General features: G+C 71.2%; 16 protein-coding genes. 7 read left to right on the top strand and 9 right to left on the bottom strand.

Annotated features, from left to right (window positions below; all coding sequences use genetic code 11):
• Positions 1-3 precede the first annotated feature (3 nt).
• Together BCF44_RS05685 and xylA are read right to left on the bottom strand one after the other, a co-directional pair.
• Complete coding sequence (locus BCF44_RS05685; RefSeq protein WP_170217353.1) at positions 4-2,835, bottom strand: LuxR family transcriptional regulator; 2,832 nt, start codon at positions 2,833-2,835, stop codon at positions 4-6.
• A 539-nt stretch (positions 2,836-3,374) separates the two neighbouring features.
• Positions 3,375-4,535, bottom strand: a complete 1,161-nt coding sequence (gene xylA, locus BCF44_RS05680) for a xylose isomerase (protein WP_116173050.1) — start codon at positions 4,533-4,535, stop codon at positions 3,375-3,377.
• 106 nt (positions 4,536-4,641) lie between these two features.
• Here xylA and BCF44_RS05675 point away from each other — a divergent pair, with 106 nt between their 5' ends.
• From BCF44_RS05675 to BCF44_RS05665, 3 genes are read left to right on the top strand one after another with little or no spacing between them, the layout of a single operon-like run.
• Complete coding sequence (locus BCF44_RS05675; protein WP_147328396.1) at positions 4,642-5,856, top strand: serine/threonine-protein kinase; 1,215 nt, start codon at positions 4,642-4,644, stop codon at positions 5,854-5,856.
• Positions 5,857-5,874: 18 nt separating this feature from the next.
• Positions 5,875-6,480, top strand: a complete 606-nt coding sequence (locus tag BCF44_RS05670; RefSeq protein WP_116173048.1) for a hypothetical protein — start codon at positions 5,875-5,877, stop codon at positions 6,478-6,480.
• Between the two features lie 26 nt (positions 6,481-6,506).
• On the top strand, positions 6,507-7,229 hold the full coding sequence (locus BCF44_RS05665; RefSeq protein ID WP_116173555.1) for a DsbA family oxidoreductase: 723 nt from the start codon (positions 6,507-6,509) through the stop codon (positions 7,227-7,229).
• Positions 7,230-7,495: 266 nt separating this feature from the next.
• On the opposite strand, the gene BCF44_RS05660 is transcribed toward BCF44_RS05665, so the two are convergent.
• Positions 7,496-8,899, bottom strand: coding sequence for an amidase (locus tag BCF44_RS05660; protein ID WP_170217352.1), 1,404 nt, complete (start codon positions 8,897-8,899; stop codon positions 7,496-7,498).
• A gap of 28 nt (positions 8,900-8,927) precedes the next feature.
• Between BCF44_RS05660 and BCF44_RS05655 the strand changes: the two genes are divergently transcribed.
• A complete protein-coding gene (locus BCF44_RS05655) occupies positions 8,928-9,416 on the top strand; it encodes a glutathione peroxidase (protein ID WP_116173046.1) in 489 nt (162 codons plus the stop codon).
• A gap of 18 nt (positions 9,417-9,434) precedes the next feature.
• Here BCF44_RS05655 and BCF44_RS05650 read toward each other — a convergent pair whose 3' ends face one another.
• Entirely contained in the window at positions 9,435-10,961 is a 1,527-nt protein-coding gene (locus tag BCF44_RS05650) for a serine/threonine-protein kinase (protein WP_116173045.1), read from the bottom strand.
• A gap of 213 nt (positions 10,962-11,174) precedes the next feature.
• Here BCF44_RS05650 and BCF44_RS05645 point away from each other — a divergent pair, with 213 nt between their 5' ends.
• Both BCF44_RS05645 and BCF44_RS05640 read left to right on the top strand, forming a co-directional pair.
• The gene (locus BCF44_RS05645; RefSeq protein WP_116173044.1) at positions 11,175-12,428 is read left to right on the top strand and encodes an extracellular solute-binding protein; all 1,254 of its coding nucleotides are present in this window, start codon (positions 11,175-11,177) and stop codon (positions 12,426-12,428) included.
• Between the two features lie 157 nt (positions 12,429-12,585).
• Complete coding sequence (locus BCF44_RS05640) at positions 12,586-13,782, top strand: SGNH/GDSL hydrolase family protein (RefSeq protein WP_211352902.1); 1,197 nt, start codon at positions 12,586-12,588, stop codon at positions 13,780-13,782.
• Between the two features lie 71 nt (positions 13,783-13,853).
• Here BCF44_RS05640 and BCF44_RS05635 read toward each other — a convergent pair whose 3' ends face one another.
• Both BCF44_RS05635 and BCF44_RS05630 read right to left on the bottom strand, forming a co-directional pair.
• On the bottom strand, positions 13,854-16,442 hold the full coding sequence (locus BCF44_RS05635; protein WP_116173042.1) for a right-handed parallel beta-helix repeat-containing protein: 2,589 nt from the start codon (positions 16,440-16,442) through the stop codon (positions 13,854-13,856).
• 252 nt (positions 16,443-16,694) lie between these two features.
• Positions 16,695-17,165 carry a winged helix-turn-helix transcriptional regulator gene (locus BCF44_RS05630; protein ID WP_246014861.1) on the bottom strand — a complete coding sequence of 157 codons (471 nt, stop codon included), beginning with the start codon at positions 17,163-17,165 and terminating at the stop codon, positions 16,695-16,697.
• 50 nt (positions 17,166-17,215) lie between these two features.
• On the opposite strand from BCF44_RS05630, the gene BCF44_RS05625 reads away from it, so the two are divergent.
• A complete protein-coding gene (locus tag BCF44_RS05625) occupies positions 17,216-17,986 on the top strand; it encodes an SDR family NAD(P)-dependent oxidoreductase (protein ID WP_116173040.1) in 771 nt (256 codons plus the stop codon).
• Here the strand turns inward: BCF44_RS05625 and BCF44_RS05620 are convergent.
• From BCF44_RS05620 to BCF44_RS05610, 3 genes are all read right to left on the bottom strand, one after another.
• A complete protein-coding gene (locus BCF44_RS05620; RefSeq protein WP_116173039.1) occupies positions 17,983-18,909 on the bottom strand; it encodes a GlxA family transcriptional regulator in 927 nt (308 codons plus the stop codon). The genes BCF44_RS05625 and BCF44_RS05620 overlap by 4 nt on opposite strands.
• Before the next feature lie 68 nt (positions 18,910-18,977).
• On the bottom strand, positions 18,978-19,547 hold the full coding sequence (locus BCF44_RS05615) for a DUF6886 family protein (RefSeq protein ID WP_116173038.1): 570 nt from the start codon (positions 19,545-19,547) through the stop codon (positions 18,978-18,980).
• Between the two features lie 9 nt (positions 19,548-19,556).
• The gene (locus BCF44_RS05610; protein ID WP_116173037.1) at positions 19,557-20,213 is read right to left on the bottom strand and encodes a response regulator; all 657 of its coding nucleotides are present in this window, start codon (positions 20,211-20,213) and stop codon (positions 19,557-19,559) included.
• Between the last annotated feature and the right edge of the window lie 51 nt (positions 20,214-20,264).

The raw sequence follows: 20,264 nt of genomic DNA, 5'->3' as shown, positions 1-20,264 counted from the left end.
GGCTTACCGCTCGGCTCGGAACATCGCGGTCAGCTCCGCGCGCCCGGACACGCCGAGCTTGCGGTACGAACTGGTGAGGTGCACCTCGACGGTGCGCAGCGCGACGAACAGCGACTCGGCGATGGCGCGGTTGCTCAGGCCCTCCGCGGCCATCGCGATCACCCGGCGCTCGCTGCCGGTGAGCGCGTCCATCGGCGAGTCGGTCTGCTTGCGCACCCGACCGCCCGCCTCCACCACGAGCTTGCCGATCTCCGCCAGCTCGGCCCGTTCGCCGCTGCGGGTGGCGACGTCCATGGTGGCGCGCAACACCTGCCGCGCCTGCTTGACGTCGCCGGCGCGCAGCAGCGCCTGCCCGAGCCGGTGCCCGGCGCGGATCCGGTCCGGCACCGCGCCGCAGGCCTCCAGCCGGTCGATCGCCACGGTCAGCGGCGCGACGGCGTCCCGCGGGTCCTCGGCGACGAGCCCGGTGACGAGCGCGATCAGCCCGGCCGCCTTGGGAATCGGCCACCGATGGATGTTGTCGCTCATCCGGCCGACGAGTTCGGCGGCCTCCTCACGGCGGTCGAGCTCCACCAGGATGTCCACCGCCTCCGGCCACCACATCACGTACATCGGGTTGGTGATGCCGGCCTCGTCCAGGCTCCGCTCGCAGCGCCGCAACATCTCCAGCGCGCCGGTCAGATCACCGAGCTGGCGCGACACCTTCGCCCGCACGAGCGCGTAGTTGTACCACTCCCAGCCGAATTCCTCGTACCGCGGCCGGACCACCTGGCCGAGCAGCTCCAGCGCGCGGTCGGGCTGCCCGAGGTCGGCGAAGACGCCGGCCTGGGCGATCTGCGGCAGCGTGAGCACCAGGCCCGGCAGCTCCTGGCCGGCCACGTCGGCAGCGGTCTGCGCGTCGGCGACGGCCTCGGCGAGCTCGCCGCGACGGCGCTGGATCACCGCCCGGAAGCCCAGGGCCATCACGTGCATCACGGGTTCGGCGCGCCGCCGGGTCTCGGCCAGCGTGCGATCCAGTCCGGCCAGCGCCGAGTCGATGTCCCCGGCCATCTCGAACGCCAGCGAGCCGCCGAGCAGCGTCATGCCGTCCACCGGGACATCCGGTGTTTCCATCACCCGGCGGGCGCGGCGCAGCACCGTCTCCACCGATCCGCCTTCGAACGCCGACAGCATCGCCATCAGCGACAGCGTCAGCATCTCCGTGGCGGTGTGGCCGGGCGGGTCGGCGATCGCGTGCGCGCGGGCGGTGGCCAGCGGCAGCGTGGAGCACTCGTCGGTGGCGGACATCAGCAGCGCCGACTCGGCCAGCGCGCGCAGCTCCCGGTCGGCCGGGCCGGGCTCGGGCCCGATGACGGCGTCCAGCTGGTCGATCACCTCGACGAGCAGTTCCACCGCCTCCTGCGAGGAATACACCGGCTGGGCGGCGCGGGCGAACAGGGCGGCCACGGGCGTGCGCTCGCGGACGTCGGTGAGCCGCCCCAACACCTCACGCAGCGTCGGCAGCGCACTCGCCGGGTCGACCTGCGCGAGCAGTCCGGCCAGGTCGATCTGCAACCTGGTGCGGGTGTCGGCGTCCAACCATTTGGATCCTAACGCTCGCTGCAAGTAACCCATCGCGGCCTCGGCGGAGCCCCGCCGGTTCGCGCTCGCGGCGGCGTCGCGCAGGATCGGCTGCATCCACGGCTCGTCCACGGGGGTCAGCAGCAGGTGGCCGGCGACGGCCTCGGCCGGCCGGCCCTCATCGTTGAGCAGCCGCGCCGCCCGCGCCCGCACGGCGTGCAGCTCCTGCTCGGAAATGCCGGCCAGGATGGTGGTTCGCACCTGGTCGTGCACGAAGTCCCGGCCCTGCTCGTCCAGCACGTCGCAGCGGGACAGCAGGCCGATGGCGGTCTCCACGGAACGCGCCGGCACCTGCGCCAGCGCGGCGACCAGGTGTGGCGGCCGGGTGCCGACCACCGCGGCGGCGCGCGCCACCGCGGTGACGTAGTCGGGCTGCTTGGCCAGGGCCGAGAGCACGGACGCGGCGAGCACGTCCCGGCCCATCTCCTGCACCAACTCCACGCTCGCGGCGTCCGGCTGCACACCGTTGCGCCGCAACTCGCTCAGCAGCCGGTCGAGCAGCAGCGGGTTGCCGCCGCTGACGTCGGTGCAGCGCGCGGCGAACGCCGGCGCCGGCACCTCGTCGAGGCCGGCGGCGATCAGATCGACGACGTCGTCCGCGCCGAGCGGGCGAACGTCGAGCGTCGTGCAGGATTCGTGGGTGGTCAGCTGCGTGAGCAACTCACCATCCGCGACGCCGGTTCGTTGCGCGACAACCACGAGCAGGCGCAGGTTGTCCGCGCGGCGCAGCAGGAAGTCAAGCCAGCGCAAGGACGAATTGTCGGCCCAGTGCGCGTCGTCGACGATCAGCGCGAGCGGCTGCTCGCCGGTCAGGCCGACCACGAGCCAGTAAAGCCCGTGCAGCACGGCATATCCGCCGCTGGGCAGGTCGCCGTCGTCGCCGGGCGTGAGCGCGGCGCGGGCCCAGCGGGCCGCGCCCTGCACAAGATCCTGATCGATGCCGTCGAACAGCGCGCGCACGGCGGCGTAACCGGAGGCGCTGCCGACCTCGGTGCAGTCGGCGCGCAGCACCCGCATGCCCCGCGCGGCGAAGCGCTGTTCCGCGGCCCGCAACAGCTGGCTCTTGCCGATGCCCGACGGCCCGCGCAGCAGCACCGCCTGGCCGCGGCCCTCGACCGCCAGGCCGGCCTTGTCCTCCAGCTGTGCCAGCTCGTCGGTCCTGCCCAGCAGGACGCGGCCGATCGCGGGTGCGCCGGTTTTGTCCCGAGTGGACACATCCGGCGCCGCGCCGGCGGAGACGAGCCTCCGATCCGGGTTCAGGGCAGACCGCCTTCCCTCTCGCGTCTGGCTGCGACCCACTGCTTATCAGGGCGACTGCCATCAGGCGGTGAAGGATACCGAAGCCGTGCCCTAACGGTCCCGAAAATGCCGTCGTTCTGACCAAGCCGAAGCGTGACCACGAGTCGACCCCCGTTGACACCTAGGACGAGTGGCGGACGGGCTCCTACACCACTGTCGTCGATGAAACAGGTTGATTGCCGGCGGGTGAAGTTTTGTCGAGCGATCGACCCCCATCGGCCCATCGATCAGGGCGGTCGGGCCGCGCGCCGGCCCACCGGACGGCCCAGTGCCCGGGCCCGGAGCGGGTCGCGACGACGGTGTCGCGCTCTACCGGGCCAATTCTTCGTTGAGTGCAAGTAAACGGGGCTCACCGCGGCTGCCCCAATAGTCGTGGATGCAAATTGCAGACGGGGTGGACCGCTGTGGAATCGGCGTGAGAAAACAGGGGTTGCCCGGGGCGTCGCTGATCACGATCACCGCGCTCCGACCAGATGCTCCAACGCCAGTTGCGACAACCGCACGAACCCGTATCCCCTGGCCCCTGCCGAGTCCGGATCGAAGTCGGCGTCGGCCGTACGGAACTGCTCCACACTCTCCCGGCGCGACAACGTCGGCAGCAGGATCTCGTCGACCTTGGCCGCGCGCAACGCCTCCTGCACGTCCGGATCGGCCCGGAAGGCGGCCGCGCGTTCCTTGAGCAGCAAGTAGGTCCGCATGTTCGCGGCCGCGCTGGCCCACACGCCGTCGACGTCCTCAGTGCGCAGCGGCTTGTAGTCGAAGTGTCGCGGTCCGCGGTATCCGGCCTGCTCCAGCAGATCCACGAGGAAGAACGCGGAGAGCAGGTCGCCGTGGCCGAAGATCAGGTCCTGGTCGTAGCGCGGACCCTTCTGACCGTTCAGATCGATATGGAACAGCTTGTCCTGCCACAGCGCCTGCGAGATCCCGTGCACGAAGTTCAGGCCGGCCATCTGCTCGTGGCCCACCTCGGGATTGAGGCCGACCAGGTGCTCGTGCTCCAGTGTGGAGATGAAGCCCAGCGCGTGGCCGATCGTCGGCAGCAGGATGTCACCGCGGGGCTCGTTCGGCTTCGGCTCGATGGCGAACTTGACGTTATAGGCCTGATCGATGACGTACTGCGTCAGTACATTCATCGCCTCGCGGTAGCGGTCCAGCGCCGCGCGCACGTCCTTGGCCGCGTCGGTCTCCGAGCCCTCGCGCCCGCCCCACAGGACATACGTGGTCGCGCCGAGCTCCGCGGCGAGATCCACATTGCGCAACACCTTGCGCAGCGCGAAACGCCGTACCGAGCGGTCGTTGCTCGTGAAGCCGCCGTCCTTGAACACGGGGTGGGTGAACAGGTTCGTGGTCGCCATCGGCACGACGAGGCCGGCCTCGTCGACCGCCTTGCGGAAGCGCTTCACCCGCTCCTCGCGCACCGTGTCGTCCGAGCCGAACGGGATCACGTCGTCGTCGTGGAAGGAGACGCCCCACGCGCCGAGCTCCGCGAGCCGGTGCACGCTCTCGACGGGGTCCAGGGCCGGTCGGGTCGGCTCGCCGAACGGGTCGTTGGCGCGCCAGCCGACCGTCCACAGGCCGAAGCTGAATCTGTCCGCGGGAGTGGGATCGGCGGCCACAGCTACCTCCAACCAGCTTAGTTAGTTCGCCGAACTTAAAGCTCGGCAAGTCGGGCAGTCAATGACGTCCTGATTGCCCTGCGATGAACGGGGGTACCCGGCCCCGGTGACTGCTCACGAAGCGTCGGGGCCGCCGGCCGTTGCCGGCCGATACGCGCTGGTCAGGAAGGTCGGCGCGGGTGGCATGGGCACCGTGTGGCTGGCGCGGGACACGCTGCTGGGCCGGGACGTCGCCATGAAGGACGTCACCGGGCAGGGTGAGCGCGTGCTGCGGGAGGCCCGCGCCGCCGCCCGCGTGGTGCACCCGAATGTCGTCACCGTCTACGACGTCGTCGAGCACGACGACCGGCAGTGGATCGTGATGCAGCACGTGGAGTCGCGGACGCTGGCGGACGTCATCTCCGTCGATGGTCCGCTGCCACCGGAGCGGGCCGCGGAAATTGGCCTGGACCTCGTGGCCGCGCTGCGGGCCGCGCACGAGAGCGGGGTGCTGCACCGGGACGTCAAGCCCGGCAACGTGTTGCTGGACGCCACCGGGCGAGCGCACCTGGCCGACTTCGGCATCGCCAGCGCCGAGGGTGACAGCTCGATCACCGCCGCCGGGGTGCTGGTGGGCGCGCCGTCGTACATGGCGCCCGAGCGGGTCCGGGGGCTGGAAAGCGGTCCGGAGTCGGACTTCTGGTCCCTCGGTGTGACGATCTACGCGGCTGTAGAAGGAATCGTCCCGTTCGATCGCGGCGATCCCTTGGCCACCATGACGTCCGTGCTGACCGACGCGCCGCCCGCGCCGACGAGGGCCGGCTGGCTCGCGCCGCTGCTGACGCGCCTGATGGACAAGGATCCCGCCGCGCGGCCGTCGGCCGACGAGATCGTCGCGGCGCTGTCCGGGTCGTTCCTCGTGCAGCCGACGACGCCGTTGCCGCCGGCTGCGCCGGTCCAGGCGCGCCACCGTCGCCGCGCCCCGATGGCCGTCGGCGCGGTCGCCACCGTGGCCGCCGCGGCCGTCGCCGGGCTGCTGTTCCTGCTTCGGCCCACCGATCCGCCGGCCCACTCGCAGACGCCGGCCGTCGTGCCGCCGGCGTCGACCTCGTCGAGCCAGTCGCCGGTTCAGATCGCGCCGGTCCGGACGACACACTCGTCGACGGCAACGACGACGGCCGCCACCACCGCCACGTCGTCCACGACGACCACGCCGCCGCCCACGACGACCACGGTCGCGCCGACGACCACGACGACCACTCCCGTCACGACAACCACAACCGCACCCGAGAGCACCACCACCGCGGCCGCCGGCCAGACTTCGGTGTCGCCAACAAGTTGATGTTGCCGGGAGGGCAGGGTGAAGTGGTACGCGGACCGGCCAAGCCGGTTTCTGCGTCAGGTGCTCGCCGACGTCGTGGTGCTGGCGTGGATGGGCGCGTGGATCTGGCTCGGGGCGCAGGTCCACGACACGGTCCAACGATTACGGGCGCCCGGTGACAAGCTCGTCGACGCCGGCAGCGGGCTGCGGGACACGTTCCACGACGCCGCCGCCAGCGCCGGCAAGGTGCCGCTGGTCGGCGGGCAGCTCGCCGACACGCTCGGCACCGGTGTGAACGCCGGCTCGACCCTCGTCAACGCCGGCCACGGGGAGATCGACATCGCCGAGAGCCTCGCGTTCTGGCTACCCGTGGCGCTCGTGCTGGGCCCCGTGCTGTTCGCGTTGGCCATCTGGCTGCCGCTGCGGCTGCGCTACGCCCGGTCCGCCGGGGCCGCGCGTCGGATCGGGCGGCTCGACGGCGGGGAGGACCTGCTGGCGCTGCGCGCCCTGACCCGGCTGCCGCTGCGGTCGCTGGCCACCGTCAGCGACGATCCCGCCGTGGACTGGCGCAAGGGCCGGCGCAAGGTGATCGGCGAGCTCGCCGCCCTGGAACAAAACTCGCTCGGATTGCGTCGCACTGGTTAGGAGTTTTTCGAGCTAGAGGAGTTGTGGTGCGCGTCGACATCTGGGCGGACGTCATCTGCCCGTGGTGCTACATCGGCAAGCGGCGGTTCGAGCGGGCGCTGGCCGGCTTCGAGCACCGCGACCGGATCGAGGTCGTGCACCACTCCTTCCAGCTCGACCCGAACTACCCCGTCGGCGGCACCGAGCTGACCGTCGACATGCTGTCGCAGAAGTACGGGATGACCGTGGACGAGGCCGCCCAGATGGAGGCCCGCGTGACGGAGACCGCCGCCGGCGAGGGCCTCGCGTACAACATGGTCGGCCTGCACATCGGCAACACCGCCGACGCGCACCGCGTCGTGCACCTGGCCGCGTCCCACGGCCTCCAGGACGCGATGGTGGAGCGCCTGTTCAAGGCCCACTTCACCGAGCAGCGCTCCGTCTTCTCCCACGACTCGCTGGTCGCCCTGGCCGCCGAGGTCGGCCTCGACCCCGACGAGGTCCGCTCGGTGCTGGCCTCCGACCGTTTCGCCGCCGAGGTCGACGAGGACGCCGCCGTCGCCGCTCGCCTCGGCGCCAACGGCGTGCCGTTCTTCGTGATCGACATGCGCTACGGCGTCTCCGGCGCCCAGCCCACCGAGCTGTTCACCCAGGCCCTCACCGAAGCCTGGACCACCGCCGACCACGCTGCCGACGCCACGCCGACCTCCACCACCGCATCGGCGCACGAGCCCCAACCCGGCACCGACCCCGAACCGAGCAGACGATGACCCGCACCACGAACCGCCCCGGCCCCCAGCGCCCACCCGCCGGCCGCCCCTGGCCCCGCCGCCCCGCGGCCCGCACCATCACCACCCGCTGGTGACCAACCCCGGCGAGTCGCGCTCTGGGACCCACCGAATGCACGTCCCAGGCACACCCCCGCGAGTCGCGCCCAGGAGCAGGGCGAATGTAGGTCTCGGGCAGACGTGAGACCTGAGGCTCGGTTCTGCCCGAAACCGACATTCGGTGTGTCTGAGAGCGCGACTCGCGGGGGTTAGCGGCGGGGGCGGGTGGGCCAGGGGGTGGCGGACTCCAGCTGGGCGGCGACGGAGATCAGGGTGGCCTCGTCGGCGGGGCGGCCGACCAGCATGGCGCCTACGGGGAGGCCGTCGGGGGTCTGGTGCACGGGGAGGGAGATCGCGGGCTGGCCGGTGGCGTTCTGCAACGGCGTGAAGGCGACGAACCGCATGGTCCGCTCGAACTCCTCCGCCGGATCCCCCGTCTCCGTGAACCACCCCACCGGCCGCGGCGGCATCGCCAGCGTGGGACACAGCACCACGTCGTACGCGGCGGTCCGGTCGATCACGGGCCGCGACGCCCCCTGCAACGCCCCCAGCAGCCCGAGCGCCTGTGCACCGGTGATCGAGGCCCCGCGCTCCCGCAGCATCCGCGTCACCGGCCGCAGCAGCTCCTCCTTCCCGGCCGGCACCGGCGTCGCGGCGGCGATCAGGGCCCACACCTGGAGGAACACCTCCGTCATCTGCGGCCCGGCCGGCGGCTCGATCTCCTCCACGTCATGACCCGCGGCCACCAGCAGCTCGGTCGCCACGTCCACCGCCCGCACGCACTCCGGATCGACGTCGACGCCGGTGGGCGCGGCGGTGAACCGCCCGATCCGCAGCCGCCCGGGGTCGCGGTCGGCCTGCGCCAGGAACGTCCCGTCCGGCCCGGCGATCGGCACCAGCCCGCCCGGCCGCAGGGCCACCAGGGCGTCCAGCCCCGCCGCCGAGTCCCGCACCGTCCGCGTCAGCACGCCCCGCACCGACAGCCGGGTCGCGTCCGGCGGCGTCGGGCCGTCCGGCACCCGCCCCCAGGACGGCTTCAGCCCCACCAACCCGCACACGCTCGCCGGAATACGGATCGAGCCGCCGCCGTCGCTCCCCTGCGCCAGCGCGACCATGCCGGCCGACACGGCCGCCGCCGCGCCGGCGCTGGAGCCGCCGGCCGAGTACGCCAGGTTCCACGGCGTCCGCGTCTCCAGGCCGAAGTCCGTCTCCGCATGGGCGGTCAGCCCGAACTCCGGCGTCGTCGTCTTGCCGAGGCTGATCATCCCGGCCCGCCGCAGCGCCGTCACGACGTCGGCGTCGAGCGGCGACCGGAAGCCGACCAGTGCGGCGGAGCCGAACGCGGTCGGGGCGTCCTGCGTGATGGCCAGGTCCTTGATCGCCGTCGGCACGCCGTGCAGCGGCGGCAGCTCCTCGCCGGCGACGACCGCCTGCTCGGCCGCCCGCGCCTGTTCCCGGGCCGGCTCGGCGGTCACCGTCACGAAGGCGTGCACCTCGCCGTCCAGCGCCTCGATCCGGGCCAGGTGGTGGTCCACCAGCTCGACCGGGCTGACCTCGCGGGCCCGGACCGCCGCGGCCTGCTCCAGTGCCGACAGCTCGTGCAACTCGGTCACGCCGCTCTCCCGTCTAGGCTTTCCGGTCATGAGCATTCTCGATCTCCAGCTGACCACACTCGCCGGCGAGCCGACCACTCTGGGCGCGCTCGGCGACAAGGCGCTCCTCGTGGTGAACGTGGCCTCCCGCTGCGGCCTGACCCCGCAGTACGGCGGCCTGGAGCGCCTGCACGAGCGCTACGCCGACCGCGGCTTCAGCGTGGTCGGGGCGCCCTGCAACCAGTTCATGGGCCAGGAGCCCGGCACCGCCGAGGAGATCCAGAACTTCTGCTCCGCCACGTACGGCGTGACGTTCCCGATGCTGGCCAAGCTCGACGTCAACGGCGACGGCCGGCACCCGCTCTACGCCGAGCTGACCCAGACCGCGGACGCCGACGGCGCCGCCGGCGACGTGCAGTGGAACTTCGAGAAGTTCCTGCTGGCGCCGGGCGGCAAGGTGGTCGGCCGGTTCCGGCCGCGGACCGAGCCCGAGGACGCCGGGCTGGTCGCGGCCGTGGAAGCGGTGCTGCCGGCCTGAGGCCGGACGGGCGCGGCGTCAGCTCTCCGGCTTCGCCGCGCCCAGGTTCTGCACCTTCTGGATGTAGAGCTGGCTGTTGGCCCACTTCAACCCGATGCCGACGGGCTGCACCGTCTTGCTGCCATCCTTGGCGACGAGGTGCTCGTCGGCTCGGAAGAAGAAGTCGCCGGGCTGGACGTTGTCCAGCGTCACCGCCTTGAGCCCGCTCATCTGGCTGACGAACGCCTCGGCGCCGCCCTGGAAGTCCGGGGTGAGGAAGGCCTGGGCCGCGTTCTGGGCGTTGCCCGGCAGCTGCGCGTAGAAGTCGGTGATCGCCTGCTGCTGCGCGGTCAGGTCCGGCTGCGACGTGACCGGCGGCCGGTTGATGGCCGTCGCGGGCGGCGCGCTCGTGGTGGTCGACGTGTTGCCGCCGCCCTGCGAGCCGCCGCCGCCACCGCCCGAACCGTCCGCCGTGGTGTGGTTCATCCGGTTCGTCACGAGGATCACGCCGACTATCACCGCGATGACGACGGCCGCCGCGATGCCGATCACCGCCCCGCGGTTCGGGCCGCCGGAACTGGTCTGGCCCTTCGGCCGAACGGGCGGCATGGCGGTGGTCGAGGTGGCCCGCGGGGGGCCGCCGAGCGGACGCTGCTCCACCCGGGTCGCCATCGGCGACGGGTGGTGCGCGTGGACGGCCATCGTCGGCGCCGCGGTCGGTATCGGCATCGCCGGCGCGGGCCGGCCCGAGGCGACCGCGCCCAGCGCCTCGCGGCAGCGCACCATCGTCACGCGCTCGGTCGGCTCGGCCGCCAGCAGCGACAGCAGCGGCTGCGTGAGCGGTCCCGCCTGGCGCGGCGGCTCGATCTGCCCGGATGCCACCTTGTGCAGCAGTGCCAACGGGTTGTCGCTGAGGCCGAACGGCGGAATGCCCTCAACCGTGGCGTAAAGCGTTGCCCCGAGGGAGAAAACGTCGGAGGACGGGGTCGGGTCGTGGCCCTTGGCGATCTCCGGCGCGAGATAGGCCGGCGTGCCGGCGAGCATGCCGGTGGCGGTCACCGTGGAGTCGCCCTGGGCCCGCGAGATGCCGAAGTCGGTGATCTTCACGGTGCCGTCGTCGCCGAGCAAAACGTTGCCGGGCTTGACATCCCGGTGCACGATGCCGGCGGCGTGCGCGGCGGCCAGCGCGGAGGCCACGTGCATGCCGATGCGGGCGGCCTCCTGCGGCGGCAGGGTGCCCTGCTCCTCGAGCACCGCGGACAGGCTGCGGGAGGGCACGTACTCCATCACCAGCCACGGCATGCCGTCGCCCTCGTCGACGACGTCGAAGACCGCGACCGCGTTGGGATGCTGGAGGCGCGCGGCGATCCGGCCCTCGCGCATGGCGCGGCGGCGCGCCTCCTCGGCGTCCGCCTCGGACTGGCCGGGCTGAAGCAACAGCTGCTTCACCGCCACAGTGCGGTACAGCAGCTCGTCGTGCGCCTGCCACACGACGCCCATCGCGCCGCTGCCGATCCGTCGGCCCAAGCGGTAACGGCCCGCGACTACCCGGCCATCGACGGTCACGCCATCTCCTCGTTCACGGTTTCGCGCGCTTGCAAGCGCCGCGACTGCGGCCCGCCACTATGAAACCAGCCACGCGCGCCACGCGGTTGGGCCAACACGGCGGACCGCCGTAGACAATACCCAGCCCCACGCGAATGGAGGCATTGACACGGTGCCGAAGCACATTCACCGTCGTCGTCTACGCATCTGCGGTCCCTGCGGGGGGATGATCATATGAGACGTGTGCCGGCGTGCGCCCTGGCCACCCTGTCGCTCGCCCTGATCGGCTCGGCCTGCGCGGCCGCGCCACCGACACAGCAACCCGGTCCCGAGACGACGCTGACGGTCTGGCTGATGAAGGAGAGCGCGCCGGACAACGTCATCGCCGAGCTGAACCAGCAGTTCCACACGCTGCACCCCAACGTGCAGGTGAAGCTGACCACGCTGGAATGGCCGGGGCGCGACGCGCGCTGGCAGGCCGGCATGGGCTCGGCGTCGCCGCCGGACGTGCTGGAGATGGGCAACAGCGACGTGCTGGCCTACGCCAGCGGCGGCAAGCTGACCGACCTGTCGGCGCAGGACTTCGAGAACTCCGACACATGGCTGCAAGGCCTGCGCGACGCCGGCAGCTTCGACGGCAGGCTGTACGGGGTGCCGTACTACGGCGGCGACCGCGTGGTGATCTACCGCAAGGATCTCTGGCAGCAGGCCGGGCTCGGCGATCCGCCGGCCACGCTGGCGGAGCTGGAGGCCGACGCCGCGCGGCTGACCGCCGCCAACCCGGCGACGGACTTCTCCGCGCTGTACTTCCCCGGTCGCTACCAGTACGCCGCCCTGCCCTTCGTGCTCGACGCCGGCGGTTCCATCGCCACCCGGCAGAACGGGAAGTGGACCGCCGACCTGGAGTCGTCGAAGTCGCTGACCGGGTTGCACAAGTGGGCCGACTTCGTGGCGAAGGTCTCGCGCGCGCCCGCCGACAAGGACGAGACCAGCGACGTGGACGCCCTCGGCAGCGGCCGGGCGGCGATGATCATCGACCAGGGCGTGAACGCCAGCGCGGCGGCCAAGAAGTACCCGGCGCTGGGCCAGCAGCTCGGCGTGTTCCCGATGCCGGGCGCGAACGGCCCGATGCCGGTGTTCCTGGGCGGCTCCAACCTGGTCGTGCCCAAGGCGAGCCGGCAGGCCGACCTGGCCGCGCAGTGGATCCGGCTGCTGACCGGCACCCAGTACGAGGGTCTGCTCGGCCAGAGCGGTCTCGTGCCGAACAGCACGGGCCTGTCCACTTTTGTCAGCGGTGTGACGGCCGTCGAGCTGGCCGCCGCCGGCAGGAGCTGGTTCACGCCGCTGTCCACGCGCTGGTCGGCGGTGGACAACGCGAACGTGATCCAGGACATGCTCCAGTCCATCGCCGCCGGCAAGGCCACCGTCGCCGAGGCGGCGGGCGCCGCCGACACCAAGATCGACGAGCTGCTGAACGCCCCTGGTTGACCCTGGTTTCGTCACCCCCCGCGTTCCTCCGATCACACGCCGCCAGTGCTCGGATGAATCAGCCAACATCGTCCAGTTGGAGCCCTATGAACCGCGCTTAGGTCCGATGTATCGTCAGCGCCCCGCCACACATCGACGTGTCGAGTGGAGCAGCCCTGTGACGACAAGACCCCTCCTGGCGGCCCTCGCGGCCGCGGTGACGCTGGCGACCGCCACGACCTCGGCCGCCGCCGCGGCGGACTCCACCGCCCGGCTGGCGGCCTGGGGGCCGAGCATGACCATCGGCGGTCCCAACTTCAGCAACCAGACGATCCGGATGGTGGTGCACAGCAGCATCGCCGGCAGCTCGCCCCGGATCACCGTGTCCAACCTGCGCGGCACCACGCCGCTGGCCGTCGGCGCGGTGGACGTCGCCGTGCAGAGCGGCATGGCCACGGCCGTCGCCGGCAGCCACCACACCGTCACCTTCGGCCGGTCGCGGACCACGACCATCGCCGCCGGCAAGGAGGCGGTCAGCGACCCGATCCCGATGTCCGTCGGCGCCGGCCAGAACCTGTTGGTGAGCCTGTACCTGCCGAAGGCGACCAGCTCGGCGACGTGGCACTCGGACGCCTTCGACACCTCGTACCTGTCCGCGCCCGGCGACCACAGCCGTGACGACGGCGACGGAAACTACATCGCCGCAAGGACTTCGTGGTACTACCTGTCCGGCCTGGACGTCGTGCCGACCTCGGCCCGGGGCACCGTGGTGTGCTTCGGCGACTCCATCACCGACGGCTACAACACGCCCATCGGCGCCTACCAGCGCTACCCGGACGACCTGGCCCGGCGGCTGGCGGCCGCCGGCACGCCCAAGGGCGTCGTGGACGCCGGCATCGGCGGCAACCGGGTGCTCACCGACGTGCCGAACATCTGGCAGGGCGTCAGCGCCCTCAAGCGGTTCGGCCACGACGCCCTCGGCGAGGCCGGCGTGCGGACGGTGATCCTCTTGGAGGGCGTCAACGACCTGCACGCCGGCGTGAACACCGCCGGCGGCCCGCTGACCGCGCAGGACCTGATCGGCGGCTACCAGCAGCTGATCGCCCAGGCGCACAAGGCCGGCGTGCGGATCATCGGCGGCACGATCATGCCCGACAACGAGCCCGGCGACCGCGAGGCGATCCGGCAGGCGGTCAACACCTGGATCCGGACCGGCGGCGCGTTCGACGGCGTCGTCGACTTCGCCCAGGCGATGGCCGACCCGAACAACGCCGCCGGCATCAACCCCGCGTACGACTCCGGCGACCATTTGCACCCGAACGCCACCGGCATGCAGGCCATGGCCGACGCGGTGAACCTCCAGCTCCTCGGCTGAGAAAGACGCAGGGAAGGACGCCTTACCCTCATTGAACGAGGGTAAGGCGTCCTTCCCTGCATTGGGGTTGCTCAGCCGAGGAGCTGGAAGCCGTCGACCAGGAAGTACGTCCCGTCGAGCTTGCTCACCGTGAGGGTGTGCGAGCCGGGATGCAATCCCTTGACCGAGAACACCTTCTGCTGCACGCCGCGCTGGGCGGTGTTGGCGTTGACCGCCGGCTGGGCGACGCCGTCCAGCGTGACGCCGACGTGCCCCTCGTCCGAGTTGGTCTCGGTGAGGAAGCTGATGCCGGTGCCGGTGAAGGTGATCGACGCCGACGCGCCGTCCTGCTGGCTGTAGTGCACGTTGCCGTTCAGGTCGCCGTAGCTGCGGCCGCCCTGGAACGACCAGCTGCCGCGATAGGCGATGCGGAGATCGTCATCGTCGACCAGGTTGGACCTGGGCGTGTCGGGACCGGCCGCGTCGATGATCGCCTGCGCGGCCGCCGGCCAGTTCTGGTCGGGGACCACAGTGGACGGTTGGAGCGTGATGTTCGTGCCGTTGTTGTTGTAGTTGCCGGTGTCCGTGAAGTTGTTGACGATGGTGTCGTCGTGGATGGTCGGCGTCCACAGGTTCAGCCACAGCGAGCCGCCGATGGACTTCACCACGTTGTCGTGCGTGTACCAGAGGGAACTGCCCTCGTCGTGGTAGATGGCGTTGCAGCCGTTGACGCATTCGCCGAGCACGTTGCCGGTGAACTCGGACTGCGAGGCCTGGCCGCCCAGCGTGTAGATCGGGCCGCCGTCGTTGAGCTCGCCCATCACGCTGTGCACGTGGTTGCCGACGACGTGGTTGCCGCCGGTGTAGGTGGTGCCGTGCGCGCAGGGCTGCGAAAGTCCCTGCTTGGCCTGGAGATCGCAGCTGGACGCCCAGCCCCAGCCCCAGCCGATAGAGACGCCGGAGTACGGGGTGTAGCCGATGTCGTTGTGCGACAACGTGGTGTTGCGGCTGTGCCCGACGAGGACGCCCACGGCGTCGGCGAACTCCTGGCCGACGCGCTGGATCGTGTTGTCGGACACGGTGTTTCCGCTGGTCTGCAGCGGTGCCTGGGTCTGGTAGTAGTCGTCGACCTCTCCGACGGCGACGCCGATGCCGGAGGTGTCGGTGACGCTGCTGCGGTAGACGGTGGAGTCCTGCGTCTGGTCGGCCAGCTCGATGCCGCTGGTGCCGACGTTGCGCACGGTGTCGTCGGAGAAGGTGATCCGCTGGCCGCGGTGCACCTGCACGGCGGCGGGAATGCGGATCGGCGAGCGCGTGGTCGGGTCCCACAACACGCCCGCCTGGTTGTCGACGTACCCCTCGGCGGTGGGTGCGTTCCAGGTCGTGTCGGCGAACGTGATGCCGGAGAAGGTGATGTCGTGCACGGGGGTCACCACGTCGGGGATCACCGTGACGCCGTCGACGAGCATGTAGTCGCCGCCGGTCTTGACCAGCTTGATCGTGTGCTGGCCCCTGGCCAGGCCGGTGACGCTGGCCAGTGCCTGCTGCGCCAGGCGTTCCGACGTGCTGGCGTTGACCGTCTGCGTCTTGACGCCGTCCACGTAGACGTCGGCGGTGCCCTCGTCGGAGTTGGTCTCCGACAGCACCTGGATGCCGGTGCCGGTGAAGGTGTAGCTGAAGGAGTCGCCGTTCGTGCTGGTGTAGTGCACGTCGCCGGCGAGATCGCCGGTGGGGCGGCCGTTCTGGTAGCCCCAGCTGCCGGTGTAGGTGGCGCGCCAGTCGGTGTCGTTGAGCGGCGCGAGGTGGCCGGGCGTGCCGCTGACGTCCAGGAGTTCCTGCGCGGTGGGGAGTTCGACGTCGGCCTTGGCCAGGTTCTCGCCGGGACGCGGCACGTAGTAGACGTAGCCGGCGGCGCCGTCGAGGTAGAACTGGCCGGGCGTGCCGAGCAGCTGGTAGGCGTTCTCCAGCCAGCTGATCCCGTTCAGCGTGGGCAGACCCGCGCCGTTGAAGGGGAAGCCGGGGTTGGGGACGCTGTTGTGGTTGTTGTTCCAGCAGCCCGGGTCGACGGTGAGGTCGGAGCCGCCGGCGGCGTTGCGCGTGATGGACGCCAGCGGGCAGCGCATCTGCTTCCAGGCGTTGTCGTTGACGACCTCGACCTGGCTCTGGTTGGTCCAGTCGGCGTAGGAGCCGTCGCTGGTGGTGAATCCCGTCGCGGTGGTGGAGAAGCCGCCGGGGTTGACGGCGCTGCGGGCCCGCTGCGCCCGCGTGCCGTCGACGAACAGGTCCCGGCTGTCGGCGCCCTTGGGCACCGTGGCGCGGTAGATGTTCTTCGCGGCGTCGACCTGGGTGAACCCGGTGACCTTCGTGCCGCCGCTGAGCACCGGGCGCTGGCCTGCGGCCGCCCGGTAGACGATGGCGTGCCCGGCTCTGCCAGAATCCTGCGGACCTAAGGTGAACGGGCTGGTGAGCCGGTATGTGCCGCCACCCAGCTCGACGACGACATCACCGCTCTGGTTCCGGGCCCGATCCCGCGCCGTGGTCAGCGCGCAGGGTGCCTGGGCCGAGCACGAGCTGCCCCGGCCGTCGGGCGAAACGTGCAGAACATCCGAGGTGTAACCGGCCGTGCTCACGGCGGTAGCGGCTGCTACCAGGTGCGCGGCGACAACGATGGCGAACCGCATCAGACCTCCATCGGACAGACGTCCGATGAATATAGACAGGCCCCCCAATTTCCGCGAGACCCAAACAAACCCGCGAGTCGCGCTCCCAGGCACCCCGAATGCAGGCCTGAGGCACACCACCCCCGCGAGTCGCGCCCACAGTCACACCGAATGTCGGTTTCGAGCAGAACCGAGCCCTCAGCCTCACTTCTGCCCGAGACCTACATTCGCCCTGCCCCGCTGTGCTTGATTTCTGGGCGAACTCGCGGGGGTTCAGGCGAGGAGGCGGGCGCCGGGGCCGGGGGTGCCGGTGACGTCACGGGCGGTGAGGTGGCCGTGGCCGGCGTCGCAGCGGAGTTCGGCGTGCACGGGGGCACCGCACTCCCGGTGGCTCAACAGGATGGCCGGCCCCTCGGGGTCGGCGACGTGCCGGTCGCCCCAGTCCAGCAGCGCCACCAGGATCGGGTACAGGTCCCGCCCCTTGTCGGTGAGCCGGTACTCCTGACGGGCCCGCTGCCCCGGCTCCTGATACGTCTCCCGGTCGAGGATCCCGTGCTCCACCAGGGTGGTGAGCCGGGACGCGAGCAGGTTGCGGGCCACTCCGATGCGCCGCTGGAACTGCTCGAACCGCCGGTTGCCGTAGAACGCCTCACGCAGGATCAACAGCGACCACCGCTCGCCCACGACTTGCAGCGTGCGCGCGATGGAGCAGTTCTCCGCGCTGAACATGGTCCTGTCGTCCACGCCACCAGTGTACGCTGAGTTTCATTACAGGACTTAGCTGGAGGACGCAGATGAAGCTCGCCGGCAGGACCGCGGTGATCACGGGCGGCAACAGCGGCATCGGCCTGGCCACCGCCCGGGCCTTCGTCAACGAGGGCGCGCGCGTGGCGATCACCGGCCGCAACCGCGACACGCTCGACCTGGCCGCCAAGGAACTCGGCGACGCGGCGATCGCCCTGACCGCCGACGCCGCCGACGAGAACCAACTCGCCGCCGCGTTCGCCGAGGCGGCCGACCGTCTCGACGGCATCGACATCGTCTTCGCCAACGCCGGCATCTCCGGCCGGACGCCACTGGGCAGGACCGACCCCAACGACTTCCGCCGCATCGTCGACATCAACCTGACCGGCGTCTTCCTCACGGTCCAGGCCGCCCTCCCGCACCTGCGCGAGAATGCCTCGATCATCCTCAACGGCTCGGTGCACGCCGTGATGGGCGCACCCGGGATGTCCGCCTACGCCGCCACCAAGGCCGCCGTACGGGCGATGACCCGCGTGCTGGCCGCCGAGCTGTCACCACGCCGGATCCGCGTGAACCAGGTGACCCCGGGCGGCACCAACACCCCGATCTGGGGCGACGACGAGGCCCTCAAGCGCATGAACACCTGGGCCGAGTCCACCGTGCCGCTGCAACGCTTCGCCGACGCGGCGGAGGTCGCCGCCGCCGTGCTGTTCCTCGCGTCGAACGACGCCTCCGCCATCCAGGGCACGGAGATCGTCGTCGACGGCGGCGCGACCGGGGCGCCGTCCGGAGCCCCGGTGTTCACGACCCTGCGCCGCTAGGACGCCACCGCGGCGGCGGTGCGGCCGGCGGCGCGCAGGGCCCGCAGCGTCCGGGAGTCCGAGAAGCCGACGGCCCGCGCCGCCGCCTCCACGGTCGTCCCGCTGGCGATGAGGTGCTCGGCGCGCTCCAGCCGCAGCGCCTGCTGGTAGCGCAGCGGCGTGAGGCCGGTGGCGTCGCGGAAACGTCGGGTGATGGTGCGCTCGCTGCATCCGAACTTCCGGCTCAGCTCGGCCAGCCGCAGCGGCTCGGTGTACCGCTCGTCGATCACGTCCTGGAGCCGGTGCACCAGGTCGGACAGGTGGCTGCGGTGCCGCAGCAGGGCGCTGACCTGCTCGTCGCTGCCGTTGCGCCGCGCGTAGACGACCAGCGCCCGCGCGATCCGGCCGGCCGTCGTCGGACCATGCCAGGTGGCGATCAGGTGCAGGGTCAGGTCGATGCCGCTGGCGATCCCGGCAGACGTGGCCAGATTTCCGTCCACTGTGTACAGGACGTCCCGCACGACCTCGGCCGCCGGGTAGCGCGCGGCGAGCTCGTCCTGGAGCTGGTGGTGGGTCGCGCAGCGCCGGCCGTCGAGCAGCCCGGCCCGCCCGAGCGCCTCGGTCGCGGCGCAGACGCTGACGACCATGCCGCCCTGCCGGTGGTGCGCGCGCAGCATCGACAGCGCCCGCTCGCTCGGGTTGACGTCCTCGAGGGTGGCGCACTGCTTGCCCGGCACGATGATGATGTCGTTGGCCCCCAACGCCGGCCACGTCGTCGCGCACCGCACCGGCAGCAGCTCGGCGGTGATGATCTCGGGCTCGTCGGCCACATAGGACAGTTCGTACGGGAGTCCGAAGTCGCGCGCGGTGTGGAACACCTCGGCGGGCCCCGCCAGGTCGAGCAGGTACACCTGCGGTTGCACCAGGAACACCACGCGGCGCATCGAACGCCTCCTTGTCTCGCCGGACCCGGTCTGTCCGGGATGCTAGCGATGGTGTGCTCAACGGCCTGTCATGTCGACCGGATGGATCCGGTTTCTGACTGGATAACCGGGCGGCCTTGCACGGGCGGGCACGCGTTGCGCAGCCTGATGCCGCTGAACGCCAGCGAGCTGGTGATCACCCGGTCCCAGAACGGCCAGAGGTTCGGCAGCACCCTGAGCTGGATGTTCGCCTCTTCGTGCAACGCGAACAGGTCGCCGACCCGCTCCGCCGGCCCGAGCGGCCGGACGATGGTCGTGGCGACGTGGCACTGGCCCTCGAAGTCGTGGAAATCCGCTGCCGGCAGCCGGTACGCGTACAGCTCGACCGTGCGCATGGCCTCCAGCCAACCGTATTCGACCGCGTGCACACGGTCACCGTCGCCGATGATCCGCTCGCGGTCGTCCTCCGTCGTGGACTCCTGCACCCAGGCCATCGCCCGCGGACACTGCCGCGGGAACCAGTAGTCGGGCGAGCGTTGAGCGTCCACCGCCCAGACGTACGCCTCGCGCTGCTTGGCGGTTCGCGCGATGTGGGGCTCGAAGACGGTGATCGTCGGGTCTTCGGAGAAGTGCAGCACCTGGCCGGCTTCAGCACGCATCCGTTCAGGCTATTGAGCCCGCACAAGCCCATTCAGGTGCGCGTACACCACCGCGTGCACGCGGTCCCGAAGTCCCAGCTTGGACAGGATCCGCGACACGTGCGTCTTCACGGTCTCCTCCCCCACGTGCAGCGTCGCCGCGATCTCCGCGTTGCTGAACGCCTCCGCGACCAGTTGCAACACCTCGCGCTCGCGCGGCGTCAGCTGGGCGATGCCCGGCGGCTCCACCGGCGGCGCGACGGCCGTGGCGAAGCGGGAGATCAGCCGCTGCGTCACCGACGGGTCGATCAGCGCGTCGCCACGCGCCGCGACCCGCACCGCGGTGATCAACTCCTCCGGCGGCAGGCTCTTCAGCAGGAAGCCGCTGGCCCCCGCGTGCAGCGCGCGATAGACGTATTCGTCGTGGTCGTAGGTGGTCAGCACGATCACCTTGGTGCGGTTGCCGGGCGAGGCGAGGATCGCCTCGGTGGCAGCGAGCCCGTCCATCTTCGGCATCCGCACGTCCAGCACGGCCACGTCCGGGCGCAGCCGCTGCGTCTCGGCGACGGCCGCGCTGCCGTCGCCGACCTCGGCCACGCAACAGAACTCGTCCTGGGTGTCCAGAATCGCGCGCATGCCGGAGCGGAACATGGCGTGGTCGTCGGCCAGCAGCACCTCAACGGTCACAGTCCCCCCTCGCTGGCGCTCGGCGGGTCTGCGACCCAGGCCTCTGTGCCC

It is taken from the genome of Kutzneria buriramensis, assembly GCF_003387475.1.
GTDB classification, from domain to species: Bacteria; Actinomycetota; Actinomycetes; order Mycobacteriales; family Pseudonocardiaceae; genus Kutzneria; species Kutzneria buriramensis.
This window is presented reverse-complemented; position numbering and strand designations above follow the sequence as displayed.